The following is a 16,496-nucleotide window of genomic DNA, read 5'->3' as shown; positions in this document are numbered from 1 at the left end:
AAATCACCTCCGTCAGTTCAAGCCAGCTTCAGGCCGAAGCTGATCAGGGACACGGTATCCGGGTGCCAGCTGAGCGTTCTTGACGCCATAGAGCGCTAGCGGGTCGCGTAGCCACAAGCGATATTCGAGGCTACGCAGGCTGTGGTCGGGCGAACAGTCCACGCTCCACTTGCGCAGGATGTACCCGGCTGTGGCGGCGCGCAGCTTCAGCTGCAGCGAGCCATCACGCATTCCGTAATCCATTTCGGTGATCTCTGGCCGGGGTTGATCAGGATGCGGTACAAGCTCAAGCTCGACGATCCGAGTCCACTGAATGTCTTGAACGCTCGTCTCGTGGGGTGCCACTGGCTGTCCTTTAAGCATCACTGGGCACTTGATCCGGCTAATGACGAAATCCCGGAACTCTTGCGACTTCCGGTCGAACGCGCGAACGTGCCAGCGCAGGCCGTCGTCGATCAGAGCGAACGGGACGATCTCCCGCTCGGTGCGGCCACTGGAGATGGAGTGGTACTCGATGCCCAGCGGGCATTCTTGATGAATCGCCCGTGTCACACTTGCAAGAGTGTCCAGATCTGGGTGGGTGAGCCGAGATGGACTTTCGCTAGCCACCCACGCCTTTAACCGCATCGGCTCGCCATCGCCAAACCCCTGAGTCAGCCACGAAAGCACTCGCTCTGTGGGGAAGTCGAATACCGGCCGAAAATTCGCTCCAAGGACGTAGGACTTGCCTCTAGAGTCATAGTCGATGTTACCGAGAGCCAGCTCCCTGTACAGCGCTAGGTCCCTTGATGCGGCGGCAGATTGGATACCAAACCGCGTGACCAAGTCCTGGCGACGTATCTCCCCAATGAGACGCACGCGCAACTCCACAAACGCGAGTCGATCGCGTTGTGGTTGGGTTAGTTCAGCAAGCTTTTCAGTTGGCATCCTGCGCGGCTTAAGCAGTGTAGGTAGTAATAACGCGGATTGTTGCCGGAAGTATATAAGTTGCACTGAGATATGTCCATCAACGCAAAATGATGTGTATATCCGTTGCCTGAAGATACGACGGCTACCAAGATATCGGGGTGCATCGCTTGGGCGTCAGCTTAATAGCGTGATTTGTGAAAATAGAGCCGATCACACCAGCCGCAACCCTAGGTGAATACCTAAATGCGACATAGACTTCGCAACCTTGAGCCTGATCGGTTGTTGCAGCAAGTCAACTGCATAGCCGTCGCGTACACGGCAACATCTGCCCGGCCATGCGGGCGATGAGCTCTCCCTCGGGGGAGCAGGCGCGCAACGACAGCAAGGACTGCGACGGCGTCACGCGGGTTGTGCCGGTCTGTCTGCTCGCCTGGTCTGCGGTGGTAGGACTCGCCCCAAGCCAACTTCTGGCTGGGCACCGAGTCGCTGCGCTGACACGAGCCGCTACTTCCACATCATTGAGCACATGGGGCTGAACGAGAACTTCGATGTCGGCTGCGTCTGCGCCGAGAAGATGAGTGAAGACTACGAGGAACCGAAAAAGCATAAAGCGAAAATTGCACAACCGGGCGCGCTGAACCGATAGCTGCAGCGCAAGTGGCAGGTCTCCGCCAGGGGCGCAGCTTTCCAAACAAATTCATATCGGGAGTGGGAGTAATTCGCAGCTTAATAATGTTCCGCCTGCGCGTTAAGCAGGTTTGTTAGCCGCTCTTAATAGGTCTTCTTACGCGCCCGGACCGAATCGCGGCCGGTGCTACCCATTTCGAATTTGGGAATATACGTACACTTGTACGTCAGCTTTCATTGCCAATGTGCAGGAATCCTCAGCCCGAGCACTCGCGAAATGTTTTCGAGTGCGGCCATAATTTCGCGGTGTCGGTTCTCATTATAGGCGCATCCAGAGTCCCGGTGCGATAGGATGCTTTTCAACTCAGGAAGATTATGCAGGCCCAAAGCGTAGAGATTTCTCCAGGTCAACTCACCAAACAATTTATATATGACTTCAGTACCGTCTCGATCACTAGCCAATCGCTTCGATCCCGATAATTTTACTAGAGCCTCTTCGGCCTCTTCTTTCGTTTCGAAGGTATGTAGATGTTGCAATTGGGCACTATCGACGAGAGGTTAATTTGATAACTCGGCACGAAGAAATTCTGTCGCGCCGAGCAACTTGTCCAGAATAATGCACTCTAGAACTCTAGGCTGTCAACAACCATTGATTGGTTTGGTTCACCTCTTACTCATATCATCTTGTCAACCAAAAGTACCTATTATTTATCTTTTCAAGAAGTGACAACGCTAAGGCTCGCTGCGCAGACATGTCACCGAACAGTTCGAGTCCAACCTCTGAAGGCGTAACGCAACGCCATCGCGTCATTTAGAGCATGGTGCTCATCTAAGTTGTTGCTCAAGTAAAAATCGGCACGCTTCACTCCATTGATATGGCGGTAGCCAATGCTCCGAAGGATCAGGAAATTTGGCAGATTATTGTCGAATAACCTTAGAAACAAAATTCGGTCATAATCAGAGTCATAACAGATGACGATCGGACTGGTACCTCGAATTGAATCGAACCATCTCAAGATCTTATCACGTAAATGTTCGGTTGAAATTTGACTATTGCACGAAAGAAGCGGAACTACTACCTTGTGAACAAACTCGCTGCATGAGGATGCGACGTAGTCTACCTCAGCATAGAAATTCGCGCTGTCAGATGATGCAAGGCCGATACTAATAAGCTCAGGATTGTTGAAGTTGGTGAACTCTGTATCGAGAAACACTAAATTCATTCCTACTCCACGAATTAGATAAAGAGATAAGATTAATGAGGAAGGGCGTATTCACTAACGCTATCGAACGCAACTCCAGGGAGGAGAGCGTCGCATAAAAAGCGCAAAGGACACTAAGCGCAAAGCAATTAGGATCCATACTTTACAATCCTCACCAAATCTGATTCTGGCGAACTTCAGTGGAGCCAAGTTCTCCCAATTTAGCGCGACGAATTACTAGTTCGAGATCTATAGGTGAACGTTCAAACGACCCGTCTGGTAAATTACTCAAATTATGGTTAAGCTTCCTTCTCTTGCGCTCCGAAATTTCATTGCGCGGAGCAAGCATTCCACTAAATCGCACCAAAAAGTCTGTAGTTTTCGTTGCTGAACCACGAATAGCGTAATTTTGCGAGCGGGACGCACTGGGGGGATTTGTCACCATTTTCTCCTCAAAAACAAATTTGCCAATCTAGTTCTGACGCAACCTTGTTAATGATCCAGCGCGCCTCCTCGTTGCTTGTCCAATTTGTGGCGAGTAAGCGGATAAAATATTGTTCTAATATTTCAGTTTCCGACATGTGAGCTCTTTTCCCTGCTTTGGATAGCAAAGATTTCTTAACTAACTGTTCAGCCAAATCATTGCACATAAGCCAGCGCTCATAAACTTCAGGTGGAGTCGCACCAGGCTCATAAAATCTACCTTGATACATAACTGCTAAAAATTTAGGCTGAGCACCTCCGACTGCACCCAAGTGCACAGGCTTGGGAAAGTCACCGGGTACTTCAAAATTATCGTCTTGCGTGTCAACAGACATGATTCCTCCATCCCATGAAACGCATACGTGTAAGCAACACAGTCAGGACTGTCATAAAACAAGGTGCATAATGCATCCACTTATCTGACATCCCATGTATGCGATGGAATCCACATACATTACGCTCATTCCCTATGCAGGTCAATTACGATGCATCCGCCGAAGGGAATATATGCTAAGTGGTAAAAACAGGACTATTCGTTTGAGGAGTTCTCGTTGGTTTGCGACTGAGTGGAAAGGTTGTGAAGGTATAAAAAATGATTTGTGATGCGTTTCTCAACTAGCGTATCGTCCGGGCAATGAAAAACTGGATTGGCGACATCTACATTGTAACGTCCCCGCAAGTACATAGCGACATATTCGGGCGATATAAGCTCGGCAACATTTTCGTAGTTTCTGCGTTCAAAATCAGATCGGATGGGTAATCCAGTTTCTGATATCCAGCCTTCCCGGACATATCGGTCAAGAAACGAATCGACTTCGGCGGGGTATTCCGCAAACCGCCCGAGCAATGCTTCAGTAACGTCCGCATTGGAAGTAAATATTTTCTTGAGCCATTTTTTTAAGCTTTTCTCCAAATCATTTCGGGTGATTTAGCTATTGATCGTCCGAGGAATGCAGCAGCGCTTCCTGCATCAACTTAGCTCGTGCCCGCTCTAAAATCTCTGCTTTGCCTTCCGCGTAAGTAAGCAAGCCCGCCTCAATTCTTGTGAGCACGTCGAATCCAAACTGGCTCAGCTTCACGTCGCTTAGGGCTAAGATAGCAATAGCTTGCCGTGAGCTCCGAGACGTTAGTTTTGCGTTTTTACTCATGTTGTGCCCCTAGCGCTTAGTTTAGCTTCACAGAAAATTGCTGTAGGCGACGCTCATGGATAACGATGCTTTCCCTGAGCTTTCCCGTGCGGGATAACACAGGGTTCAGCAACGTCCATGAGCTTTGTTCATCTGGCATTATGATTTTGGCCGAAGATATCGTAGACGGCCAACGGTACTTTCACGACCCGAATGAAATTACGTGATGATTACGGAGTGTCGCTGCTAGCAGCTAAGAGCGGATGTAGGGAAATCGCAATAGTGCATCCCGATGGAATAGCCAAGCTAGGGTCTGCGCCTTGCGCTGCGGATGTTATTGCCCGCTTAGTTATAATGCCAATTGCTTCGCCTTCGCTATTGACGACCGGACCGCCGCTAGCACCGGGGTTCATTCCATTGTCGATGAATATGATCTCGCACGAAATTGTCCTTCCAGATGCTGAGTCTTGAGCATAAAGTCCTTGGGAATTGCCTATTACACCACGCTTAATCAAGGGTCCGGTCATGTCAGCCAAATAGCCCCTTGACATAGCTTTGTAAAAATCGGCAGCGCCGGGCACATCACGTCGCAGCAGTCTATCAACGCCAAACGGGATTTCGAGTTCTTCCGAGTAGCCTGCTACGAACACTTCTTCACCAAGCCTAGGCGACAATATCCTAGATCTTAAGAATGGAACAGAAGCTGGCAGAGCATTCGATGGAACAAGTGCGGCGAAATCAATCCATATTGGCTTGCTAAATGCGGTGACGCGAATTTCGAGACCGGAGATTGCAAGCTGACATTCGTATTCGGGTATTCCTGGAAGCTTCGCAATAATTTTCGTGTTTCGGTCGGCGTACTTCTTCAAGTCCACAGGCCACTGCCCAAGAGCGACATGGGCGGCTGTAAGGATCTGTCCTTCTGCATTGATGGTGAAGCCTGTACCCTCACTCACCACTTCTTCGTCTTCAAAAACAGTGATCGCACAACAAGCTTTAGATATATCGGCATACAGTTCTTGATACATACGTTCCTCTGCAATAGTGATGGCCTTCCCCCGTCGATACGGACACTTCTGTTAGGCGCACTTTAGATTTTCAAACTGTACCGGGCTGATGTATCCGATAGTGGAATGACGCCGGCGTGGATTGTAGAACCTTTCGATATAGTCGAACACGTCAGTACGCAAGTCATCCCTTGTCCGGTAATGCTTTTTGCTCAGGCGTTCAGTCTTGAGCGTTGAGAAGAAGCTTTCCATTGCGGCGTTGTCCCAGCAGTTACCGCGACGACTCACGCTACAGACAATGCTATAGAACTCGAGCAAGCGATGGAAATCCTCGCTCATGTATTGGGCGGCCTGGTCCGAGTGATGCAAGACAGCGCGAGGCCGACCGCGATGGAAGATGGCCATCAACAGGGTATCCATTACCAACTGCGCTGTCATCGTCGGTTGCATCGACCAGCCCACTGCACGACGCGAGTACAGGTCCAGCACGACAGCGACAAACAGCCAGCCTTCGCTCGTCCACACATAGGTAAAGTCGGCCGCCCATTTCTGGTTCGGACCTGTCGCTTCAAATTGCCGGTCTAGCAGGTTCGGCGCAATGGCATGGATTGGTGAGTCAAGCTAGGCTGGCATCCGGCACTGGTGGGGGAAGGCCCTTGCTCGGGCAGAAAGACACGGAAGGTCCTTATCATACTCGCAAGTGTCAGCATAATGACCGCTTGGGCCGCTATACACTTCGAAACTTCCTTGTGATGGCACCGATGAACCGCTCCCGCGCCCATGCTGATGGTGCGCCAACTGTCTCCGCAGCGATTTACTACGGCCAGCGCTGTTGTAGGTCTGATCGTCAGCGCAGGGACGCAACCGTCCGATGACGGCCAAGGTTACCTGGTGACCCCGGTATCTACACAGACGCCCACGTCGCCGGATGGTGCGGCATTGCGGGTGCCGAGAAATGCAAAATGAGATGATTAGTTGTTGACGGACAACCACCCAGGTGCTCAAATGTATTTATAATTAGCACTCGTAGTGCGAGAGTGCTAATAACGGTGGCCGCTTGGGCGGCAGGGTAGAGGAGTGCACATGGCAGCGGTTCTTACGGAGCGTACGCGTCAATATTCAGATGCGTCCAACTCGCATTTTGTTAATCTGGTTGAATATATTGGCCGCGCACTTGAGCCGACAGCGACGCAGCTTTCAGCTCTCGAACGTTCATATGACAGTACGAGTGCGTTCTTAGTTGAATGCTCTGAATTTGAGAGCGAGCTCCTTGAGGTACATCCTCAAGGCTCGCGCGAGCTCGGTACGTTGATCCGACCACTTCGAGGTGGTGACGGGTTCGATGTTGATCTCGTAGCGCGTTTCGACCGAAAGGCTCACGCTCGCTACTCATCACAGGGTCCTGTTGAGCTCGTCGACCGTCTCTACAGGGCAGTCAAACGATATGCCGATCAGCATGGCTTGACTCTCAAGAAGTGGGAGCGCTGCGTTACTCTTGAGTATGCTGACGGTATGTGCGCCGATATCGCGCCCGTAATCGATTCTCCAGTGCATCACGCTCTTTACGGTGACACGCATGGACTCATTCCTGACCGCAACCGTCGAACGTTCGATCCGACAAATCCTAAAGGTCTTGCTCGCTATTTCAATGGCATAGCAGCCATCCAGCCTGTTTTCTCAAGAACAATTTTGGCGAAGGCTGCAACCGAAGACTTCAAGCGAGCTGATGTTACGCCGTTATCAAATGCTGAAGACGTTTTCGATCGTTTGCTGTGCCGCGTAATCCAGATCATCAAGCTACACCGCGACACTACCTTTGCGAAGTCCCCTGATCTGATTGACCAGGCGCCGTCATCGATTTTCCTTACGGCGCTTGCGGCAGGGGCGTATGCACGTCAAGCTCCTCTTCTGCACGCTGACCCATTGGCTCTGTTTATTGATATTGTCCGCGACATGCCGGACTTCATCGACCGCATCTCGATTGGGACGCGTGAAGAATGGCAAGTGCCGAACCCAACAGCTCCTGGTGATAACTTGGCAAGCGCAATGAATTCAGGATCTAGGCAACAAATTTTCAATCAGTGGCATCGTAAGTTTGGGAACGACATCGTTGCCATTGTTGACGCGATCGAATCACGAAGCGGTATGGATCAGGTTGGCGAGCTCGTAGCCGGAGCTTTCGGCGAGCGCGCTGGCAAAGCCTTGATAAACGGGCAATTGAATGCGCAGGAGAAGCAAAGAAACGCGGGGGCCGCGAAGGCCGTTCTAGCTGGAGGCCTAATTCTACCGCTTACTGCGAAGTCCAATACGTTCTACGGTGAGTAACTAGTGGCACCGCCGAAGAGTCACGCTAATCTAGCAAAGAAGGCTCTAGACGTAGATCTTCTTGGCATTCCGGGTGCCAAGCGCCGCTTTCTATCTGGGCGAGCCGTTCTCTATCGTATGCAGTTATCGCCATCGGAAGCCTCTCGTATCTACACTTGCGAGCTAATGGTTTACCCAGGTGGGCGACCTCCCAGAATGTATGTTGTTTCCCCGGATCTAACTAAGTTAGCCGGTGAGCGGGAAATTCCCCACATCTATGCCAGTGATCGTGAAGGCGTGCGGTTATGTCTGTACTACCCAAAACACGGTGAGTGGCAGCCCAGCATGAAGCTTTCCGAGACCTTTGTTCCTTGGACGGTTCGCTGGCTATGGTACTTTGAAACGTGGCTTTTAAGCGGCGAGTGGCAGGGCGGCGGGATGCATCCAAATACGGCTCGCCGACGCTATGGGATAAATCGAAAAATTAAGAGTAGGGCAGGTGATGAGCGCACAACCGAAGATTGACCCAGTTCGCGACCGGTATTTTCGGGTGCTTGAGCGATGTGAGAAAATCACAGACAAATTATTTTTTGCTAGCGCTGGCTTGGCGTTGGCCACTGTGTTCACAGATCAAAGCTATCCTGCACTCACCAGTCCACTGCAGCTGGTGTTCGTCGTTATCGTTTGCGCGATGCTTGTGCTCGACGTCACGTCTCGATTTTTCTTGTCGCCGCGAGGCGCAGATGCTCGTCTAAAAGATTTTTGGGCAAAAGTCTACAACCGTCCGCTGACAACTGAGACTACAGTGGGTTATTTCAACAGTGACGAAGCAAGCACATCTCGCCGAGCGGCTGCACAAGTGTTAGAAAATGTATTGTTCACCAAAACTATCGTCACTCATATGTTGAGGAGTTTCTTGCCCTTGGCCACAATAAGTTTAATCGTGCTCCTGTCAATTTGGATTTACCGAGGCACATCTATGTCTCTTGTTGCGTCCGTTACCCAAGTCGTTTTGGCAGAGCAAATCTTTGTGCGTGGCGTACGTATGTTTTGGCTTAAAACACGTTGCGATAGGCTTTTTGACGATTTGCAGCAACTGTTTTTAGCGAACCATAGCAAAGAGGTATTTGCAGCTCTAGCTTTTGAATACATCACAAAATACGAGGCATCAAAAGCGCTAGCAAGCATAACGCTTTCCGACAGCGTTTTTGAAAAATTAAATCCTGAGCTGTCGCTCAAATGGGATGAGATAAAGCCTAGATTGGGGATTGTTTGAATTTTCTCCTGCGTTTCAACGCATTCGCAGAAGTCGCCTCGCTTCGATCTCTGCCAGGCCGGTTAGTCCGCGCGCTTCTAGATCACGAATTTTCGCAATTCTAAGTCGAGCTTGCGTAAGGTGGTTATTGATCCATTTGGGCGAAAACAGTCCAGTGCGGAGATCCTCGAAAATCGTAAACAAGATATCCTTAAGATTGGCAGAATTCGCAAAATACATGCTGCAGATCTGTTGTTCTAGACGATAGGATTCGAACGGGAAGTCATGCCTTGCATTCCAGATCTTCAATAAGCGAATTGCAGGTTTGATTTGATGATTATGTTTAACGTTTTTTCGCTCTAACTTTTCGTTAAAATCATTAGGGTTTGTCCCGATCCATGTGCCGTCCTTGCCTGGAATTTGCAATCCATATAAAAATCCTTCGGTGGCAGGCACTAGGTCAAACTTTATATGATTTAACTCAAGCACAATCGTAGGGTGGGATTGATAGATGTTCGAAGCCGAATAGCGCTTCTCTACAAAGCTTCGCAACCGGCTCAAGTATGTGGCTGGCGTGAACGTCGCATCTGAAAAAACTACCATGAAATCAATGTCTGACTGTTCGTCGACGATTCTGGGAAGGATGGTTCCACGTGTCGACGATCCAAACTGCAATTTACGTTTGATTGTGTTTTCTGGAAAGTAATGCTCAAGGCGCTCTTCAAGTGTGCGTATTGAGGTCGCGATCGAGCGTTGCTCGTCATTGCTTAAAACAGCAGTGGTAGCGGTTTTGGTTAGGAAATTAAGAACCGACATTGTTTTTGAAATCAGGGAGTTCAAAGTATTTTCAGGCCAGCAGTGGCAGCGGCTTGACATTTTCCAGCATAGAATCCGCCAGCCGACTGAGATACAATTTACTCTGCTATAACTGCAAGGCCACCACGAGGCTAGCTTAGCCTTTGAGAGCCCAAGGGAATCTCATCGGTTAATCTAAAATGGTGTTCACGAGATGAAATCAAGGCCATGAACAGTAGATGACGCGCAGAGAACAGCAAATTTGGAAGATTTGACGCAAATTTGATTGTAGCCAGCAAGCATTTCTAAATTATTTGAATAGAGCTTGATGGATTTATTTCCACGTAAATTAGGAAGTAGTGCCGCGACATCTTTAGGGTCGATATTCATCCGCGTCAATACATCTTGAGAGTATCTGCCCGCGAGCTCCACATGCTGAATAACCATGAAGCAGTTTTTAGATATGTTGATGTAGAAGATATGGTTGCCCTCTTCACCGTCGATGGCGATCCCGACATCTGGTAAAAGAGGGGCGGCATCGTCGAAATAATGAATTTGGCCGGACGTCCTTAATTCGTTCGCAGAAAAAAATTGTTCAATATAGTCGTCGAGTATGGTTTTTTCGCCCTCTTTTTCAAAATATAAGAACAATATAATTATTTTTATCCAAGTCTTATATTCTTCGAAGGAGATGTCAAATTTCGAGCAAATATAGGAAATTTCACGCTCTTCGATATTGGTTATAGATTGATATAAATTGAGCGCATCCGCACTAGCTATAACCGCATTTGAGGATGGTCCAAATATGCGTATTATTTCCTTTATCTTATATGGGTTTCTTATCCAACCCATTATTTTATGTTTATAGATAAATTGGAGTTCATTGGTTATGCCAGCCCAATTTATAAAAATGACGTTGTTGTCTTTTCCCCTGCGCGCGCATCTGACAATTCTTAACAGATTGCGGTTGTGATTTGCATACTCGCCCTCGTATCGATGAAATAATTTTTCTAAATTTACTCGGTCTTTGCCTGAAAGTTTCTTTATCGTAAACAGATCTCTTTCGGCAAATGTCGATTCCACTTTCTTCTTCCCCTCACATTTGATTGTCGGTGGGGAAAGGCCGTTATCCAAGATTTCAAAATAGTAGATGGTCGACTTATTGCTCTCCGGATTTTGTGAATTAAATTTTTGCTCTGCTTGTGAGACAAAATGTTGGTTCCAAGTGACATTGGTAAATCTATCTGAGCACATAAAAATTTAAAAATTTAGGTGGTAATTTGGAATGTGATTCTAAACGAATGTGGCATCGACGCTATGAAAACCTTTTCTGAGTGCAGATGATTCTTGAATTAATATTCTTCTCGTCCGAAATCAGGATTCACTTCTCCTACATCAAGTAGATAGCGACCGCCAGAAATAGTAACGTCAATTACCCAGTCGTCAACGCTATCTCGAAGTAGATCGCCCTTGCATGTCAGAAATACATCTAAGTCAAGGGTGGCCTCTCGTGACAGGTAATCGGAAGCCACATTCATGTCATCATGGTCGATAGTGTCGTATTGGTAGTATTCGACTTCTATCTCTAGATTAACCTCGACAGAAACTTGTAATTCGACCGTGCATAATGATGGGTCATGTTCAACGAACCATACTTTAATATTATCTGAATCAAGGTATGAATTAGCGTAGCCAACGCCACTGACGTACGCTTCGACTCTTAACCCAAGTCCTGAATAAATGTCATCAACTCGCCAAGTAGCATTTTCCACGTCGCGTTCCAACGCAGACTCGATTTGAAGGAAAAAATCGTTTTCACGTGCATTTAATCCTTCTCTTATCTTGGATTTAACGAGATCTGCATTTTCTCCTTCTGACTCAAAAAGCGAGACAAATTCGTCTAGCGATTTGACGCAATATAGCCAGTCCGAATTTTCTGAAAAATTAGCCCATCCGTTATCTTTTGAAATTAGAATTCCTCGAGTTCTATGACTTTTGGCGTATGATTCCAGGACTAATAGAGCGGCAGCATCCGGAAACTCAAATTTCTTGTCTTTTCTTTTTTCAAAAGGTGCTTCCCCGCCGAAATATCGTGAAAACAAATTTGCTGCCAGGTCTACTCCGTCCAGCGGGAGTACCTGGCCAGATAGCCTCGATACAAAATTATTGAACTCAAGTTCAAACCGATTTCGAGCCTCACTCTCGAAGGGCATACCATCTATGACTTCGGAAGCTGGCTTTATATCTATTTTTGATAGTCGCTGAATTTTTGTGAGTGCTGATTGGAGCTCTTGAGCCGCTTGCACGACAGGGTCCATTCGATGGTCCATGACCTCTTTCTGAACAACGTCTGTAAGGCAAACTTTGAGCCAAGCAGGACGTTGTAAATGCAAGGCGCGTAGAGCGCCGTCTTCAAACTTATATCCAAGTGCTTGAATAACGTCTGTATCTATGGAGAAAAATGTAACGGCGCGCTGCGCTATAAGTTCAGCTGCACTAGGTAGCCCATTCGGCATAGATCACTCGTATAGTATTAATAGGGTAACGTGATCGCTAAAAGTACGAGGTTTACCGATACCTTATGCACTTCCAGCGGCAATATGAAATCAGGCCGCAGCCGCCAGCCCCTGAGCTTGGCGACGTTTCTCGGTCAATTTCTTGTTGTCGTCGATGAGCTTTAATGCTGCTCCGAGTTCTTCGACGTCGGCTAAAAACTCGTCGGGCGAGGGTAGTGGCGGCGGAGCTTCGGCACCGCCTTCGTGCGTGAAGTTTGAACACCGGGACATGCCGTTGTACACCGCGCTTGCTTCCTCATCGCTAACTGATACGTAACGCAGTTTCATCGTCTCGATGGATCTTCTAAAGCGTTTTACCGCGCCTGCAAATAGGTGATCTTCGATTAGGAGTTCCCAGGTGTCTCGCATCTTCCGATATCCACTACGGACAATCTCATTGTAAAGATCGTGCTCTCCTCTTTCGTCGAGTGCGGTCTTCGCACGCTTTGCTTGCTCGCGTAGATCGTTGACACGTGGGCCCAGGGTCTTTGCTTCGAAGGGTAGTCCATCAGTGCAGAACCCCTTCCTCGATCCAGCGGCGTATACGTGTCGGCTCATCGTAATCACTGCGTAGTCCTCAGCAAAGTCTTTCAATGCCCAGGCAAATGCCAAGTCATGGGTAAATACAATAATCTGCCGATTTTTTGCCTCCATCACGAGCCTTTTTGCGATCCGCTCACGGCGCACATGGTCCAAGGACGAGACTGGATCGTCGAAAATAAGACCAGACCGGCCAGGCTCGATTCCGACTTCTGCTAAGAACAAGGCGATGGCAATGACGCGTTGCTCACCCTCGCTGAGGATGTCTGACGTTTTAGCACGGGCATATTGCGGCATCGTGCGGAGCTTCAGCTGCTGCATTCGCGCGCCTTTTTGTCCGGTCATCTCAAGCCCGACATCGAGTTTGCTAAGGCCAAGGTCTGCCAACTCCTGCGAGAAGGCCGCACGCAGCTCCTCAGTTACATGCGCTTCATAAAGCGCCGTCGCGATCGCAGTAACTGAGCGCGTGCTACATCCCTTTATTGCTTCTCCATAGGCGTGGTCGCCCTTGTGCCATTCGATGGCCTCAAGCACCTTTGGGAGCAGCTGCGCCAGCGTCAGCCGGGCTTCGAACTCCAGGAGTGCCTTTTTCTTGCGTTCGCGCTCTTCGGGCGTAAGCACGGTTTCGAGCTTGACTGCTTCAGCGAGTTGCTTCTCGATGATTTCAACGAGTACGAGGACCGGTGAGGGCGGCAGTTCGTCTTGCGCAGCGACCTTGCGGTCTGCAGCCGTCGACGTGACGCTTACTCGACGCGCTGCCAGTGCGGCTGTGTACTGGTGAATGGAAGCGACCAGCGCAGGCTGATGGTCTTGGAGTTCCTCAAGCAGTACGCGATCAGAAGGGAAGCTCTCAAAGTCGAGGCTCGTAACGGCTCGGTATAGCGATTTTGTAAGGTCGCGTGCCTCGCCTGCTTTTTTCTGTGCGTCGGCTTCCAAGAACTGAACGAACGACTTCAGTCTGCGGAATGCATCGTCGCTGAGTGGTTGTTGGCACAGTACGCAATGAGCGTCATCCGGTCCTGGGAATGGCTGGCCTGGATAGGCCACCCCAGTAGCGAATTTTGTTGCGCTTTGTAGTAGGTGTTCCCATGGTTCCGAGCCGGTGCCGAGCACATGGCATCCTCCAGCCTGAAGCATGTCAGCGGCCATCTTCGAGGCCGTCTCTGCCGCCGTCATCGAGACGAAGGCTGTAGAGAGCTTGCCGAGCGACTCGTCGCGTAACGGAGCCTCTAGTGCGGCTAGTTCAGAATGCAACGTACGAAGCCGCGCAACGTTACGGCGAACTGCTGCCGCAAGCTTTGCTGGGTCTTCGTCTCGCAGAAGCTTAGTGAGTGCATTTCGCTCGGCCTCTTCCTCTGCAGACAGGGCAGCAAGCTTTTTAAATTTCTCCGGATCGCTATTGCGGCCCAGCTTCGAGTAAGCTGTCCCCACTGCCGTGGTGCCTGCGAGAGAGTACAGCTGAGTGTGATCAAAATGATTTGTTTTTCGGTCCGCTTCAACCAGGTGTTGGATGTGCCCTAGTGCGTCAGAGAGGCCGTGGATGACGTCCATTCCATCAGGGACGAAGAGAACTTTTGCTTGATTGTCAACGAAAACACGAGCGCAGTGCGAATCGAATACAGAGATCTGGGAAAGTCGTGCGGGAGGGGATGCGTGTGTAGCCCAGGCGTGCGAGAAGAGGTTGTCTCCCTCGTTCCATTCGAGAGTTGCGCCTGTGGCGGCTACTTCCTTGAATTCACTGTAAACGTCTGGAAGAATATTTTCTACGTTGCGTGCGCGACATGCTTTCTTCAAGGCACGTGCGTATCCCGACTTTCCGGCCCCATTGTGGCCATATACAACTGTTAGCCCCTTAGGGTGGAATGTCAGCGCTTGATTGGTTGCGATCGCATTTAAATTCTCTGGATTTCGAAATGAAAGGAGGTTAACGTCAATGCCATCATTTAACGTCGCTGGAAGTGTTGCAGGGTCAAGTCGTACCGCAGCCCTACCAAGCGGATCCGGCAACCCATGCTCGGACTTGGCCAAGTCTGCCAGCTCACGCAAGTCTACTTGCGAGAGAGGCCCAGACACTAGCCTGCGAATGGCGTCATCGATCCATGCGGGCTGTCCAGCTGCCCAAGCAGCAATTTTTTGAATTATTTGCATCGACATCCCTTAGCGTGCTCTACAGTATGAGGGCCATTCCTTGCTTAAAGACTAATTAAAAAACTGCAAAGTTGCAACCTGCTTATTTGCCGCTTGCACAGATGCTGATTTGCCCAGGTATTTCGTAGCGGCTGGAACGTGTAGGCAGACAGTGTCCGCGCTGATAGGAATGTGATGTCCGTCGCCAGGCTCGCCCCATCTCGACGGCTTTGTTGCATAAATACGCTCAGCGCGTAATACCCCAAACCCCATGCGAATTTATGGCATGGCCACGGTAGTAGGCGTCCCCAATCGCGTGAAGCGATTGAGGATTGCGGCACGCACCTGCAGTTCGGCGACCTGACGGTCGAAGTCACGCGCCATGACGCGTTCACCGAGCAGCTTGAAGCAGCGCATTTTGGTTTCTACCAGACTGCGTCGATGATAACCGGTCCACTTTTTCCAAATTTTCCGGCCAAGCCTGCGCGTGGCATTAAGGATGGCATTACGCGCTGTGGCGCCGGGGCGCCGGGGCGCAGATCTTTCCATGGCTTGGCATTTCTGCGTGTCGGGATGATCGCTTGCGCACTGCGCTGCGCAATGGCCTCGTGACAGCCTTTCGTGTCGTAGGCGCCGTCGCCACTCACGCTCGCGATGGCCTCGTCATCGGCAATCTGGTCGAGCAGGCACGGCAGCATCGGCGCGTCGCCGGTCACATTGTCGGTCACTTCGATGGCCCGGATTTCCAGTGTAGTGGCATCGATGCCAAGATGGACCTTGCGCCACTGGCGGCGATAATCGGCGCCATGTTTCTTCGTCTTCCATTCGCCTTCGCCGAGCATCTTGATGCCGGTGCTGTCGACCAGGAGGTGCAATCCTGTCGTCGTCGGCTGCGCCCCGATCGTCACCGCCAAGTGCGTCTGGCGCCGGCTGACGGTGCTGAAGTCGGGAACCTGCCAGTCCAGACCCGCCAGCTTGAGCAGGCTCTGCGACATCCCCATCGCCTGCCGTAGGGGCAGATTGAACAGACCCTTGATCGTCAGGCAGAACAGAATCGCCGCCTCGCTGTACTTTGGGCTTCGACCCCGCTTGCTGCTGGCACTACCGTGCCAGCACATGTCTTAGTCCAGCCAGATTAGCAGCGAGCCACGCGCCTTCAACGCTGCGTTGTACTCTTTCCAGTTGGTCGTTCGATACTTCGTTTTTGCCGGCGCACTCATCTCGCTAGTTTACCCGTGCTCCCGTTCAGGTGCAGTGCGCAGATTTGTGCAACAAAGCCCTGCAGCAACGTAGTTAATATAAAGAAAGATTGCGCGAAAGGAATTTATGCTGATTCCAAGGAATGTGTAAACAACTCATTGAGTTAGCGTTTTTTGCGGAACTTGTTTACACAAAAGAACTTCATACAATTTTCGGGAGCACAACTTTCCCTTTAAAATGGCTTGAAGAAGGAAGGATTAAGGCTGTTTACACTGCGAATTGCGATGATAAGTGCCAGAGGAAGGTATGCGTGCTCATGTCTTGTTCTTGTGTTGCCGTGACGATTCAATGGCCGCCATGGTGGC

Annotated in this window: 11 protein-coding genes and 3 pseudogenes; 3 read left to right on the top strand and 11 right to left on the bottom strand. The window is 50.0% G+C overall.

Annotated features, from left to right (window positions below):
* Positions 1-12: 12 nt before the first annotated feature.
* The 6 genes and pseudogenes from QPK27_RS19920 to QPK27_RS19895 form a co-directional block, all read right to left on the bottom strand.
* Positions 13-927 carry a YafY family protein gene (locus QPK27_RS19920; protein WP_290419913.1) on the bottom strand — a complete coding sequence of 305 codons (915 nt, stop codon included), beginning with the start codon at positions 925-927 and terminating at the stop codon, positions 13-15.
* 1,364 nt (positions 928-2,291) lie between these two features.
* Complete coding sequence (locus tag QPK27_RS19915; RefSeq protein WP_290419912.1) at positions 2,292-2,759, bottom strand: 3'-5' exoribonuclease; 468 nt, start codon at positions 2,757-2,759, stop codon at positions 2,292-2,294.
* Positions 2,760-3,190: 431 nt separating this feature from the next.
* Complete coding sequence (locus QPK27_RS19910; RefSeq protein WP_290419911.1) at positions 3,191-3,556, bottom strand: hypothetical protein; 366 nt, start codon at positions 3,554-3,556, stop codon at positions 3,191-3,193.
* Positions 3,557-3,750: 194 nt separating this feature from the next.
* Positions 3,751-4,134 carry a hypothetical protein gene (locus QPK27_RS19905; protein ID WP_290419910.1) on the bottom strand — a complete coding sequence of 128 codons (384 nt, stop codon included), beginning with the start codon at positions 4,132-4,134 and terminating at the stop codon, positions 3,751-3,753.
* A 444-nt stretch (positions 4,135-4,578) separates the two neighbouring features.
* Entirely contained in the window at positions 4,579-5,376 is a 798-nt protein-coding gene (locus tag QPK27_RS19900; RefSeq protein WP_290419909.1) for a serine protease, read from the bottom strand.
* 51 nt (positions 5,377-5,427) lie between these two features.
* Positions 5,428-5,958 (bottom strand): annotated as a pseudogene (locus QPK27_RS19895) (IS3 family transposase); the annotation flags it as partial.
* A 149-nt stretch (positions 5,959-6,107) separates the two neighbouring features.
* On the opposite strand from QPK27_RS19895, the pseudogene QPK27_RS19890 reads away from it, so the two are divergent.
* The 3 genes and pseudogenes from QPK27_RS19890 to QPK27_RS19880 form a co-directional block, all read left to right on the top strand.
* A pseudogene (locus QPK27_RS19890) lies at positions 6,108-6,305 on the top strand (alkene reductase); the annotation flags it as partial.
* Between the two features lie 133 nt (positions 6,306-6,438).
* Entirely contained in the window at positions 6,439-7,680 is a 1,242-nt protein-coding gene (locus QPK27_RS19885) for a cyclic GMP-AMP synthase DncV-like nucleotidyltransferase (protein WP_290419908.1), read from the top strand.
* A gap of 481 nt (positions 7,681-8,161) precedes the next feature.
* The gene (locus tag QPK27_RS19880) at positions 8,162-8,935 is read left to right on the top strand and encodes a hypothetical protein (RefSeq protein WP_290419907.1); all 774 of its coding nucleotides are present in this window, start codon (positions 8,162-8,164) and stop codon (positions 8,933-8,935) included.
* Positions 8,936-8,950: 15 nt separating this feature from the next.
* Here QPK27_RS19880 and QPK27_RS19875 read toward each other — a convergent pair whose 3' ends face one another.
* The 5 genes and pseudogenes from QPK27_RS19875 to QPK27_RS19855 form a co-directional block, all read right to left on the bottom strand.
* Positions 8,951-9,754, bottom strand: a complete 804-nt coding sequence (locus QPK27_RS19875; protein WP_290419906.1) for a nucleotidyltransferase — start codon at positions 9,752-9,754, stop codon at positions 8,951-8,953.
* 162 nt (positions 9,755-9,916) lie between these two features.
* Positions 9,917-10,963, bottom strand: a complete 1,047-nt coding sequence (locus QPK27_RS19870; RefSeq protein ID WP_290419905.1) for a hypothetical protein — start codon at positions 10,961-10,963, stop codon at positions 9,917-9,919.
* Positions 10,964-11,061: 98 nt separating this feature from the next.
* Positions 11,062-12,225, bottom strand: a complete 1,164-nt coding sequence (locus tag QPK27_RS19865; RefSeq protein WP_290419904.1) for a PIN domain-containing protein — start codon at positions 12,223-12,225, stop codon at positions 11,062-11,064.
* 90 nt (positions 12,226-12,315) lie between these two features.
* Positions 12,316-14,850, bottom strand: coding sequence for an AAA family ATPase (locus QPK27_RS19860; protein WP_290419903.1), 2,535 nt, complete (start codon positions 14,848-14,850; stop codon positions 12,316-12,318).
* Positions 14,851-15,210: 360 nt separating this feature from the next.
* Positions 15,211-16,151, bottom strand: a pseudogene (locus tag QPK27_RS19855) (IS5 family transposase).
* Positions 16,152-16,496: the final 345 nt, after the last annotated feature.

Origin of the sequence: Massilia sp. YIM B02443, assembly GCF_030411955.1 — a bacterium.
Lineage (GTDB): Bacteria > Pseudomonadota > Gammaproteobacteria > Burkholderiales > Burkholderiaceae_D > Telluria.
This window is presented reverse-complemented; position numbering and strand designations above follow the sequence as displayed.